At 66.4% G+C, this 12,101-nt stretch carries 13 protein-coding genes; 12 read left to right on the top strand and 1 reads right to left on the bottom strand.

The window, feature by feature from the left end:
• Positions 1–85: 85 nt before the first annotated feature.
• Positions 86–622, bottom strand: coding sequence for a hypothetical protein (locus tag ACK6AU_RS13335; protein WP_409299579.1), 537 nt, complete (start codon positions 620–622; stop codon positions 86–88).
• A gap of 248 nt (positions 623–870) precedes the next feature.
• On the opposite strand from ACK6AU_RS13335, the gene ACK6AU_RS13330 reads away from it, so the two are divergent.
• From ACK6AU_RS13330 to ACK6AU_RS13275, 12 genes are all read left to right on the top strand, one after another.
• Entirely contained in the window at positions 871–1,428 is a 558-nt protein-coding gene (locus ACK6AU_RS13330) for an ATP-dependent Clp protease proteolytic subunit (protein WP_185701394.1), read from the top strand.
• Between the two features lie 102 nt (positions 1,429–1,530).
• Positions 1,531–2,211, top strand: a complete 681-nt coding sequence (locus tag ACK6AU_RS13325) for a polysaccharide lyase family 7 protein (RefSeq protein ID WP_409299578.1) — start codon at positions 1,531–1,533, stop codon at positions 2,209–2,211.
• Between the two features lie 10 nt (positions 2,212–2,221).
• Complete coding sequence (locus ACK6AU_RS13320) at positions 2,222–3,574, top strand: sodium:proton antiporter (RefSeq protein WP_185701392.1); 1,353 nt, start codon at positions 2,222–2,224, stop codon at positions 3,572–3,574.
• Between the two features lie 151 nt (positions 3,575–3,725).
• Positions 3,726–4,757 carry an acyl-CoA dehydrogenase gene (locus tag ACK6AU_RS13315; protein ID WP_260498093.1) on the top strand — a complete coding sequence of 344 codons (1,032 nt, stop codon included), beginning with the start codon at positions 3,726–3,728 and terminating at the stop codon, positions 4,755–4,757.
• On the top strand, positions 4,754–5,512 hold the full coding sequence (locus ACK6AU_RS13310) for a PIG-L deacetylase family protein (protein WP_185701390.1): 759 nt from the start codon (positions 4,754–4,756) through the stop codon (positions 5,510–5,512). The genes ACK6AU_RS13315 and ACK6AU_RS13310 overlap by 4 nt, the downstream gene beginning before the upstream one ends.
• Positions 5,509–6,108: a class I SAM-dependent methyltransferase gene (locus ACK6AU_RS13305; protein WP_185701389.1), complete on the top strand. Its 600-nt coding sequence runs from the start codon at positions 5,509–5,511 to the stop codon at positions 6,106–6,108. Before ACK6AU_RS13310 ends, ACK6AU_RS13305 begins: the two co-directional genes overlap by 4 nt.
• Positions 6,105–6,827 (top strand): glycosyltransferase family 2 protein, encoded by a 723-nt coding sequence (locus ACK6AU_RS13300; protein ID WP_185701388.1) that lies wholly within the window; start codon positions 6,105–6,107, stop codon positions 6,825–6,827. The genes ACK6AU_RS13305 and ACK6AU_RS13300 overlap by 4 nt, the downstream gene beginning before the upstream one ends.
• Before the next feature lie 91 nt (positions 6,828–6,918).
• Entirely contained in the window at positions 6,919–8,067 is a 1,149-nt protein-coding gene (locus tag ACK6AU_RS13295; RefSeq protein ID WP_185701387.1) for a zinc-dependent alcohol dehydrogenase, read from the top strand.
• A gap of 19 nt (positions 8,068–8,086) precedes the next feature.
• Positions 8,087–9,019 (top strand): DUF72 domain-containing protein, encoded by a 933-nt coding sequence (locus ACK6AU_RS13290; RefSeq protein WP_409299577.1) that lies wholly within the window; start codon positions 8,087–8,089, stop codon positions 9,017–9,019.
• 5 nt (positions 9,020–9,024) lie between these two features.
• A complete protein-coding gene (locus ACK6AU_RS13285) occupies positions 9,025–9,792 on the top strand; it encodes an endonuclease/exonuclease/phosphatase family protein (protein WP_409299581.1) in 768 nt (255 codons plus the stop codon).
• Entirely contained in the window at positions 9,789–10,997 is a 1,209-nt protein-coding gene (clsB, locus tag ACK6AU_RS13280) for a cardiolipin synthase ClsB (RefSeq protein WP_185701384.1), read from the top strand. The genes ACK6AU_RS13285 and clsB overlap by 4 nt, the downstream gene beginning before the upstream one ends.
• A complete protein-coding gene (locus ACK6AU_RS13275) occupies positions 10,994–11,947 on the top strand; it encodes a lysylphosphatidylglycerol synthase domain-containing protein (RefSeq protein WP_185701383.1) in 954 nt (317 codons plus the stop codon). The genes clsB and ACK6AU_RS13275 overlap by 4 nt, the downstream gene beginning before the upstream one ends.
• Positions 11,948–12,101 lie beyond the last annotated feature (154 nt).

Below are 12,101 nucleotides of genomic sequence, written 5' to 3'. Positions count from 1 at the left end.
CTCCAGCACACCGGTCGCTAGGCCCTGGTTCCCGGAGCTTTCCGCCAGCGGTTGCGTCCTTGCCCGGGCGCCCGCTGCGGGCCCTTCAGCTCCCCGGATTGGTCAGTTGGATATAGATCGACCAACCGCCCAGCAGCAGCCAGAAGATCGCGAAGATCCAGGGCGTGCGCAGGGAAAACAGCAGCGACTTGCGATAGCCCTTGTGGGTCGACTCGCTTTCACAGAACAACGGCGATTCGTCGTAGGCCAGGCCCATCAGCGGTTCGCTGCGCAGCAACTGCGCCTGCTTGAAATACCAGTGGTCGATGATGTCGTAGGCGGCACGGATACCGGGCCAGGCATTGAGCGTCGTGAGAATGCCCAACAGGGCCAGGAACGGTGGTACCAGCAGGGTGAACAGCTTGCCCCACTCGGGGTTGAGATTGGACATCGACGAGGCGAAGGCGATCACCAAGAACGATTGCGCCGCCAGGTAGGCGTCGGTGCGATTGGCCAGGATACTGGTCTCGTACTGGATTTCCCGCCGGTAGAAATCCAGGCGCTCCTTGGGCGAACCGAACATCGAGGCATTGTGTTCGCTCAGTTGGGTGTCATCCGCGTGGGAGGTCAGGATACGGGGCACGGCAGTCTCCTGGGGTCGGGTCGATGATGGCGGCCCATGCCGGGGGGCCAACGGCCGATGCATGGGCCGCACGCACATGGATTAGGTCCGCCGCCCTGGGCGGCGTTCAATAAGGTTTGCCACTCAGTTCGATCCGGGCGCTGCCGCGGGCCTGTCGGTAGCGGCGCAGAACGTTGGAACCTTCGCCGACACGCCAAGCTCAACCAACAGGTAGAAGGTTCACCGGCACGCCATGGGGAGATCGTCCTATGACCGAACACATCATTCACTTCCATTGCCAGATCGACCAGAGCACCAGCGAACGTTTTCGCGACTCGTGCCTGCACGCCATCGAAGAAGGTGCCAGCTCGCTGCTGCTGAACCTGTCGACCACCGGCGGCAGCACCAACTTCGGCTTCACCCTCTACACCTTCCTCAAGTCCCTGCCGGTGCCGCTGTGCGCGATCAACGCAGGCAACATCGAATCCATGGGGATCATCCTGTTCCTGGCGGCCAACCGACGCATCACCACGCCCCATTCACGCTTCCTGATCCACCCGATGAACTGGTATTTCAGCCAGAACTCGGTGGATCACCAGCGTCTGCGCGAATACCTGTCCAGCCTGGACAACGACCTGGCGCGCTACGTGAAGATCTACGAGATCGAGACCGCGGCCGCCGAGACCCAGCTGGACATATTCAAGTGCCTGTCGGCCGAGGAAAAGGTCATCGCCGCCCACGAATCGCTGGCCTACGGCATCGCCCACGAGGTGCACCAGCCGGTATTCGGCGACGACCTCAAGCACTGGAAGGTCAGCGGTGCCTAGGCGCGACCTCCCGGCAGGCGGCGGGAACGTCCACCGGCCGCTGGCGTCATCCCGTTGAATGGCCCTGATCCACAAGCCGCTTAAAGCGACGAGGAGTTCTGCATGGCAGTCGACATCCTTCCCTTCATGATCACCACCCCGGTTGCCAGTTCCCCGGGCAACCCGGTGGCCCTGGAACTGATGGGCGCCCAAGCCCTGGCCCGGGTGCCCCAGGTCATCAGCCAATTGCCCGACGGCTCGATCCGCATGAGCGCGCCGACCCGTGGCGCCGCCAGCAAGAGCACCCACCGCACCCGCTGCGAATGGAAGGAGCCGCTGTACTGGTCCCTGGCCAGCGCCAACCTGCATAGCAACCGCCAGGTCATGCGCCTGGAACAGGTCAATTCGGCGCAAAAGGTGGTGATCTCGCAGCTGCACGTCAAGGGCGACGACAGCCCGGCGGTCAAGGTGTTCTGGAACAAGGGCAGGATCACCTGGGGCTTTCGCGCCAGCTTCGACCAGGACGAACCGGCCACCAGCAGCATCGCCACCAATGTGCCGTTGCAGGTCCCCTTCGAGATTACCCTGAGCGCCACCGCTGGCGGCCTGGTCCTGGTGGCCGTGACCTGCAACGGTATCACCACTGCCAGTGCTCCGGGCCAACTGGACAGCAGTTGGAACGGCCAGCGCTTCGACTTCCACGGCGGGGTCTACAACCAGGTCGACTACAGCGACAGCACCCCCGCCAACGACGGTTCGGTGTGCATCATCAGCGAGCTGCAAATCAGCCATAGCCTGGCTTGAAGCACAGGCCATGAGTTTTACCATCTGGGTCGCGGTGCTAGGCGCGGTGCTGCTGATCCTCGCGCTCACCTCCTCTTACCTGCGCTGGCTGCCGATCACCACCTCGGTGGTGTGCCTGGCCCTGGGCGTGCTCATCGGTCCGGCCGGGGTCGGCTTGCTGCAACTGGATATCCGCCAGGCAGCGGACTGGATGGAGAACCTGACCGAGGTGGCGTTGCTGTTCTCGCTGTTCGTCAGCGGGCTCAAGCTGCGCCTGCCGCTGGCCGACCGCAGTTGGTGGGTGGCCTTCGGCCTGGCCGGACCGGTGCTGGTGCTGGGCATCCTTGGCGTCACCCTGGTGCTGCACGTCGTACTGGGCCTGAACTGGAGCCTCGCCCTGCTGCTCGGGGCCATCCTGGCGCCCACCGACCCGGTGCTGGCCTCCATGGTCCAGGTCAACGATGCCCAGGATCACGACCGGGTGCGCTTCGGCCTCTCCGGTGAGGCCGGGCTCAACGACGGCGTGGCCTTCGCCTTCGTGATCCTCGGGGTGTTGCTGCTCAAGCAGGACAGCGCCCCGCAGCATTGGCTCGCGGACTGGCTGCTGTACGGCCTGCTCTGGGCGATACCGGCCGGGCTGCTCTGCGGCTACGGCCTGGGCCATGGCCTGGGCCGTCTGACCTTGCGCCTGCGCACCCGCCACGCCGACAGCAGCGTCTCGCCCAACGACTACCTGAGCTTCGCCCTGATCGCCCTGGCCTATGTCGCGGCGGAACTGGTGCACGGCTACGGCTTCCTCTCGGTATTCGCCGCCGGCCTGGGATTGCGCCAGGCCGAAGTCCATGCCAGCAGCGCCAGCCATCCACCGGCCGAGCATCTGGTGCAGCCGGTGGTCGGCCACCTGCACGGCGATCCACGCCAATCCGTGCACGGCGATGTCCAGGCCCTGGAAGAGCGCCAGGTGGCAGCCGGCATCATGCTCGGGGACATGCTGTCGTTCGGCAGCCTAGTGGAGCGGGCCATGGAAGTGTTCATCGTCACCCTGCTGGGGGTGGTACTGCCGGCGCACTGGGATTGGCGGGCGTTGTTGCTGGGGGCATTGCTGTTCCTGGTGGTACGCCCCTTGAGCGTACTGGCCATGCCCTGGGGCGACCTGCTCGACCGTCACCAGCGCCTGTTGCTGGGCTGGTTCGGGATCCGCGGCATCGGCAGCTTGTACTACCTGTTCTATGCCCTGAACCACCAGCTCGAACCGGCGCAGGCGACACTCAGCATCCAGCTCACCTTGTCGGTGGTGGCCCTGAGCATCCTGGCCCACGGGTTGAGCACCCAACCACTACTGCTGCATTACCAACGCCACCGCCGGCAAGCCGAGCGGCGATAAAAACTGAACCGCGCAACCCCCGCCTCCCTCCATATGCTGACGCCGCCGCTGCGCCAGGCTTCCTCGCTGGAGGAGCCATCGCCCGGGCCCTGCCGCGAGACAGCGCCAGGTCCGACCGGCAGAAGACTGGATGCGGGATCGAGGAACGAATATGCACGAGAGTTTTTCATTGCCCAGGCTGGATACCTGCCTGCGCGAGTGGCCATTGGGCTCCCCGCTCGAGCCCCTTGCCCTGGCACGGCTCATGGAGCAACTGGTTGGCCAGGGCCTCGACCGCCTGCCGCTGCCCGGCCAGGGCCAGACGCTGTTGCGCTGGCAGGCCCTGGCCCGGGTGGCGGCCTGCGACCTGAGCCTGTGCAAGCTCTTTGAAGGCCATACCGATGCCCTGGCGATCATGCAGTACTGGTCGGCGCCACTACCTTGCGCGGACAGTACCTGGGGCATGTGGGCCGCCGAATCGCCGCGGGCCCGGGTCACGCTGCATGCTACCCGGCACTCGCGCGATGTGCGCCTGCAGGGGCTCAAGGCCTGGTGTTCCGGTGCCTCGATCCTGAGCCACGGGCTATTGACCGCCTGGGACGCAGACGGCCGCCAACGCTTGGTAGCGGTGGCACTGGAGCAGCCCGGTGTGCACGTCACCAGCGACGGCTGGCAGGCCGTGGGCATGGCCGCCAGCCAGAGTGTCGAGGTGGTGCTGGACGGTGCCCACGGCCAACTGGTCGGCCCAGCGGACGGTTACCTGCAACGACCGGGGTTCTGGCATGGCGGCGCCGGCATCGCCGCCTGCTGGCATGGCGCGGCCCAGGCCATCGGCCAAGCCCTGCGCCAGCACTGCAACGCGCGTCCCGAACCCCATGCCCTGGCCCATCTGGGTGTAGTGGAATGCGCGTTGCAAGCCAGTGCCAGCTTGTTGCGAGACACAGCGCAGTGGATCGACCAGCGACCTGCGACCGCTGCCGAGTTACCTGCCCGCCGCCTGCGCGCCGCCTGCGAAGCCAGCGCCACGCAAGTGCTGGAACACGTCGGCCGGGCCTTGGGAGCCACGCCTTACTGCCGCGACGCGCACCTGGCCCGGCTGTTCGCCGACCTGCCGGTGTACCTGCGCCAGAGCCATGCCGAGCGCGATCTCGCTGTCCTGGGCAGCCTGGTGGCCACGCATCCGGAGGGAGGCTGGCTGCCATGAACGCCAATCCGATCATCGGCGAGGGCACATCGCCCGAGGCCTGGAGCGCTTCATGCCGGCTCGCCGCGCTCGGGACGGTAGCACCACAACAGTTGGTGCCGGAGGGAGCGCGCGCGGTGATCGTCTCGCCCCACCCCGACGACGAAATCCTCGCCTGTGCCGGCTTGCTCCAGCAATTGGCCCGGATGCAGCGCCAACTGCTGCTGGTCTCGGTCACCGATGGCTGCGCCAGTCATCCCGGCTCACGCTACTGGACACCGCGTCGCCTGGCGCAGGTGCGGCCCCGGGAAAGCGCGGTGGCCCTGGCGCGCCTGGGCCTGGCGCCGGAGCGCATGGACTGGGTGCGCGGCGGCTTTGCGGACACCGCCGTGGCCCGCCACGAGCGAAGCGTGCAGGCTTTTCTGCAACGCTGCCTGCAACCCGGCGATGTGGTCTTCACTACTTGGCACCAGGATGGCCACAGCGATCACGAAGCCTGCGGGCGCGCTTGCCTGGCGGTAGCCAGCAAGGTCGGTGCGCGGGTCCATGAACTACCGGTCTGGGCCTGGCACTGGGCGCAGCCGGAAGACCCGCGCCTGCCCTGGCACCGGGCGCGCAAGCTCTTGCTGGATGCCCCGACCCTGGCCCGCAAGCGCCACGCGGTGCATGCCTTCACCAGCCAGATCAGCCCAGACCCCCTCAATGGCAATGCCCCGGTACTGGGTCCCTCGACCCTGGAGCGCCTGCTGAGGGATTTCGAGGTGATATTCCTATGAGCGTCGCTGACCATTACTTCGATCGGTTGTTCGATGGCAATCCCGACCCCTGGGCCATGCGCTCGCGCTGGTATGAGCAGCGCAAGCGCGACCTGACCCTCGCCGCCCTGCCCCGCCCCCACTATCACCGGGGGCTGGAAGCCGGTTGTGCCAACGGCGAGCTGGCCCTGGGCCTGGCCGAGCGCTGCCACCGCTTGTTGTGCTGCGATACCTCGGCGCTGGCGGTACGCGAGGCTCGCCAATGCTTGCAGCACCTGGACCAGGCCGAGGTGCGCCAGGCACGCCTGCCACGGCAATGGCCGACCGGGCGCTTCGACCTGATCGTCATCAGCGAACTGGGCTACTACCTCGACCTGCAAGACCTGCAACGCCTGATTGCCCAGGCCCGTGGCGCACTGGCCGCGGACGGTACGCTGCTGGCCTGCCACTGGCGCCACCCCATCAGCGAATGCCCGCTGGACGGCGACCGGGTGCACCGGCAACTGGCCAGGCAACTGCAATTGCCCAGGTTGCTGCGCCATGTGGAGGCCGACTTCGTCCTGGAGGTATGGGGCACTCGTGCCACCTCGGTGGCCCAGCGCGAGGGCCTGGCATGATCGGGGTAGTGATCCCCGCCCACAACGAACAAGCCTTGCTCGCCCAGTGCATCCACGCCGTCGAGCAGGCTGCCCGGCATCCGCATCTGGACGGGGAACGGGTGCGGATCCTGGTGGTGCTCGATGCCTGCGACGATGACAGCGAAGCGCTCGTCGTGGCGGCCGGTGTCCAGGGACTGAAGGTCGACGCGCGCAATGTCGGTTATGCCCGGGCAGTGGGCAGCGACTACCTGATCGCCCAGGGCGCGCGCTGGATTGCCTGCACCGACGCCGACAGCGAAGTCGCCCCGGACTGGCTGGTGGCGCAGCTGTCCCTGGGAGCGCAGATGGTCTGCGGCACGGTGCAGGTCCGCGATTGGGGCGAGCTGCACGAGGGCGTCCGCCAGCGCTACGCCCAGGCTTACACCCAGGCCGATGATCATCGGCATATCCACGGCGCCAACCTGGGCTTCTGCAGCGCGACCTACTTGCGTTCCGGCGGTTTCCTCCCGGTGTCGGCCCATGAAGATGTGCAACTGGTACGTACCTTCGAGCGCCTGGGTGCGCGCATCTGCTGGAGCCAACTGCCCCGGGTGACCACCAGCGCCCGCCTGCTGGGTCGCGCCAGCGGTGGGTTCGCCGATTACCTGCGCCAGCTGGCATCGCAGGAACAGGCGAGCAATGGATTGCTGGCGGACCAGTCGTCCCCTGCTCCCGGCAATAATTTGAACGGTGCCTGAGGCCTCCCCGTCGGAACAGTGAAGAGCTGCAGCACCGCCGGCCGTACCGGTTGCAAGGCGTTGCCGACCCTGTTCCCCAGGAGGATCTGTCATGAAAGCCGTTGTATTCCATAACGTGGGCGATATCCGTCTCGACGACGTCGCCGAACCCACCTTGCTGGCTCCCACCGACGCCATCATCCGCGTGACCGCCTCGGCGATCTGTGGCACCGACCTGCATTTCGTCCGTGGCACGGTGGCACCGATGAAGCCCGGCACCATCCTTGGCCACGAAGCCGTGGGCATCGTCGAACAGCTGGGCGCCGACGTGCGCAACCTGCAGGTGGGCGACCGAGTGGTGGTGCCCTCCACCATCGCCTGTGGCAACTGCGCCTATTGCCGGGCCGGTTATTACGCCCAATGCGACGACGTCAATCCCCATGGCAAGGAAGCCGGCACTGCGTTCTATGGCGGCCCCGAGATCACCGGGCCGTTCCATGGCCTGCAAGCGGAAAAGGCGCGGATTCCCTTCGCCCATATCGGCCTGGTGAAGCTGCCCGAGCAAATCAGCGACGACCAGGCGATCCTGCTCTCGGATATCTTCCCCACCGGTTACTTCGGCGCACGGCTGGCCGAGGTCAGCCACGGCGACACCGTGGCGGTGTTCGGCTGTGGCCCGGTGGGCCAGTTCGCCATCGCCAGCGCCAGGCTGCTGGGCGCCGCCCGGGTGTTCGCCATCGACCACCATCCGGACCGCTTGCAGATGGCGCGCCGGCAAGGCGCCGAGACCATCGACTTCGACCAGGAAGAGCCGGTGGCCACCCTCAAGCGGCTGACCGCCGGCATCGGCGTCGACCGGGCCATCGATGCGGTGGGGGTAGACGCCGAGCATGCGGCCCATGGCCATGGCGACAGCGGCCAATGGCAACCTGGCGACGCGCCGGACCAGGCCCTGCAATGGGCCGTCGAAGCCTTGGCCAAGGCCGGCACGCTGTCGATCATCGGCGTCTATCCGCAGCAGGCGCGCAGCTTTCCCATCGGCCTCTCGATGAACAAGAACCTGACCATCAACATGGGCAACTGCCACCACCGCAAGTACATTCCGACGCTGATCGACATGGTGCTGAACCGGCGTATCGATCCGGCCAGCATCCTGACCCAGACCCGGCCGATGGACGACGCCATCGCGGCCTTCGAGGCCTTCGACCGGCGTGAGCCTGGCTGGATCAAGGTGCAATTGCGCCCACAGCCCGAGCGTTGAGCGGCATGGGAAGGACAGCATGAGCAGCAAGATCCATATCGGCATTTCCGGCTGGCGCTATGCCCCTTGGCGCGGTGATTTCTACCCCAGGGGACTGGCCCAGAAAGATGAACTGGCCTTCGCCTCGCGCGCGGTGGGCAGCATCGAGATCAATGGCTCGTTCTACGCCCTGCAGACGCCCGAGCGCTATGCCGGCTGGGCCGCACGGGTGCCCGAGGAGTTCGTCTTCAGTGTCAAGGCGCCGCGCTTCATCACCCATGTCCGGCGCCTGCGGGACATCCACGAGCCACTGGCGAACTTCTTCGCCTCGGGGCTGTTCCAGCTGGGCCGCAAGCTGGGGCCGATCCTCTGGCAGTTCCCGCCGAGCTTCCAGTTCGATCCGGCCCTGTTCGAGCAATTCCTCGCCCAACTGCCGCACCAGGGCCGTATGGCCCGGCAACTGGCCCGGGACTGCGACGAACGCCTGCGGCGCGAGGGCTACCTGGACATTCCCGCCGACGCAGCGCTGCGCCATTGCGTGGAGATCCGCAACGCCAGCTTCCTGGATCCGGCCTTCGTCACGCTGCTGCGCCGGCATAACGTCGCCTTGGTGGTGGCCGACACCGCCGGCAAGTGGCCCTGGGTCGAGGAGTTGTGCGCCGACTTCGTCTATGTGCGCCTGCACGGCGACCAACAGCTCTACGCCAGCGGCTATAGCGACCAGGCCCTGGAACGCTGGGGCCAGCGCATCGAACTCTGGCGCCGGGGCCGGCAACCGGCCGATGCCCGGCGTATTCCCGGATTCCAGGACCTGGAGCGCGACCGAGGCGGCGCGCGGGACGTCTATTGCTACTTCGACAACGATATCAAGGTCCGCGCGCCCTACGACGCTCGCCAATTGCTGGAGCGCCTCGGCCTGGCCGATACCCTGGCCGTGCAGCCCGGGCACCTGCCCGAGGGCGACTGGCAATGAACGGCATGCTCCTGCCAAGGCCCGACGAAGCACCGGCAGTGGCTTCGCTCAAGGTCCTGACGGTGAACATCCACAAGGGCTTCACCTTTCTCAACCGACGCTTCATGCTGCCCGAACTGCGCGACGCGGTGCGCGCCACCGGCACCGACCTGGTGTTCCTGCAAGAGGTACTGGGCGACCACAGTCACCACGCCAAGCGCTTCGACAAATGGCCCCGCCAACCCCACCACGAATTCCTCGCCGACAGCATGTGGCACGAGTTCGCCTACGGGCGCAACGCGGTGTACCCCGAGGGCGAGCACGGCAACGCCCTGTTGTCGAAATACCCGATCTTGAGCCACCGCAACCTGGACGTTTCGCAACAGGGCGACGAACAGCGCGGGCTGTTGCATTCGGTGCTGGCCGTGCCGGGGCGCGAGGTGCACGCGATCTGCGTACACCTGGGCCTGCGCGAAGCTCATCGGCAGTTGCAACTGGGCCTGCTGTGCGAACTGGTAGCGGGCCTGCCGCCACGGGCCACGGTGATAGTCGCCGGCGACTTCAACGACTGGCGCCTGCGGGCCGATGCACTCTTGGCCGAACAGGGATTGCACGAAGCCTTCGTTCGCCATCTCGGGCGTGCGGCCCGCAGTTTTCCCGCACGCTGGCCCCTGCTGCGCCTGGACCGCATTTATGTACGCAACGGCCGCACCTGCGACCCCCGGGTGCTCTCCACCCGACCCTGGTCGCACCTGTCGGATCACGCGCCGCTGGCAGTGCAGGTCTGGCTATGAGCCCCGGCTGGCGCGCTGGCAACCGCATCGAGTTGCTGATCAACGGCGAGCAATTCTACCCCCGGGTACTGGCGGCCATCGCCGATGCCCGCCAAGAGGTGCTGCTGGAGACCTTCATCCTGTTCGAGGACAAGGTCGGCTGCGCGCTGCAGCAAGCCCTGATCGAAGCGGCCCGGCGCATTTCCCGGGTGGAGATCACCGTCGACGGTTATGGCAGCGCCGACCTGGGCGCGGACTTCGTCGCACAGATGGTCGACGCCGGGGTGCGGGTCCACCTGTTCGATCCGCATCCCCGCTTGTTCGGCTTGCGTACCCACCTGTTCCGCCGCCTGCATCGCAAGGTGCTGGTGATCGATGGCCAACGGGCGTTCATCGGCGGCTTGAACTTTTCTGCCGATCATCTGCGTGACTTCGGTCCGATGGCCAAGCAGGACTATGCCGTGGACGTACACGGGCCGGTGGTCGCCGATATCCGCGCCGCAGCCCTGGCCACCCTGGCCCAGGTGACTCCCGCCGGCCCCTCGCTGCCTGCGATGCCTCCTTGCGGCCCGACAAGCATCCGCCTGGCGATCCGCGACAACCAGCGACACCGCGACGATATCGAGACCCAGTACCTGCAGGCGATCCGCGCTGCCCGCCAGCGCCTGGTCCTGGCCAATGCCTATTTCTTTCCTGGCTACCGCTTGATCCGCGAGCTGCGCAATGCCGCACGCCGTGGCGTGCAGGTCAGCCTGATCCTCCAGGGCCAGCCAGACCTGCCCTGGGCTCGGGGGTTCTCACGGTTGCTGTACAACTATTTGATGCGCGATGGCGTGGCCATTCATGAATACGTCCGCCGACCACTGCACGGCAAGGTGGCCCTGGCCGACCACGACTGGGCCACGGTGGGCTCCAGCAACCTCGATCCCTTGAGCCTGTCATTGAACCTGGAAGCCAACCTGATCATCCGCGACGTCGATTTCAACCAGCGCCTGCATCGCCACCTGGAGCGGCTGATGACTCGCGATTGTCGCCAGGTCACCCAGCAGCGCTTGCTGCGCGGCCACTGGTGGCGCGGGCCGGTGATTTTCCTGTACTTCCACTTGCTACGGCATTTCCCGGCCATCGCCGGCTGGCTGCCGGCCCACCGGCCGCGACTCGAATCGATACCGGGCCCGCCTGGACGTCGGTGCCAGCAGCCCCTGGAACGGGAGCACAGTTCATGAACGGCGGGCGCCATGGCTGGCTGGTACGCGCCCGGCGCCTGCTCAACCTGCTGTTCCTGGTGCTGGTGCCGGTGCTGCTCTGGCGACTGGCCAGGAACCTGCAATGGCACGAGGTCAGCCAGGCCGTTGGCGCCTATAGCGCCACTACCCTGCTGCTGGCGCTGGGGGCCACAGTCCTGAGCTTTGCCTTGTACAGCAGCTACGACCTGCTCGCCGGACACTACGTACGCCACTCGTTACCGGCCCGCCAGGTGCTGGCGCTGGGGTTCGTGGTCTATGCCTTCAATCTCAACCTGAGCGCCTGGGTCGGTGCTATCGCCCTGCGCTACCGACTGTATTCGCGCCTGGGCCTGGAGGTGGGCACGATCACGCGGATCCTGAGCTTCAGCCTGGCCACCAACTGGCTGGGCTACCTGCTGCTGGCCGGCGTGCTGTTCGCCCTGGGACTGGTGCGCTTGCCGGACCACTGGACCCTGGGCAGCAGCGGCCTGCGCATGGTGGGTGGCGCGCTGCTGGCGGTGGCCGCCGCCTACCTGCTGGCGTGCCGCTTCGCCAAGCGCCGAACCTGGCGCTGGCGCAACCAGTGCCTGGAACTGCCCGGCACGACCATGTCGCTCATCCAGGCCGCGTTGTCATCGCTCAATTGGATGCTGCCGGCGCTGGTGGTGTTCCTGCTGTTGCCCGTCGGCGCCAGCTATCCCCAAGTGCTGGGGATCATGCTGATCAGCAGCATCGCCGGAATCATCACCCACATCCCGGCCGGCCTGGGTGTACTGGAAGCGGTATTCATCACCCTGCTCCAGCATCAACTGGGCAAGGGAGCGGTCCTGGCGGCCCTGCTGGGCTACCGGGCAATCTACCTGCTGCTGCCACTGGCCCTGGCAAGCATGGTCTACCTGGTGCTGGAACGACGGGCCAAGGCCCTGCGTCAGCAACGCCAGCGCGCCTGAGTTGTCCAGGCACAGATATGAGCAACTATCAAGCGGGCCGCATCAATAAAACCACGACCAGGCAAGTTGTAACTTGCATGGCCATGCAACGCCTGCTCGTAGTGAGCAACTAGTTACCCAGCGCCATTAAAACGCCATAGTCGCTAAAAATTGA

This window comes from Pseudomonas sp. KCJK8993 (genome assembly GCF_046230915.1).
Lineage (GTDB): Bacteria > Pseudomonadota > Gammaproteobacteria > Pseudomonadales > Pseudomonadaceae > Aquipseudomonas > Aquipseudomonas piscis.
The sequence above is the reverse complement of the archived record's forward strand: the minus strand, read 5'-3'. Positions and strand labels throughout refer to the sequence as shown.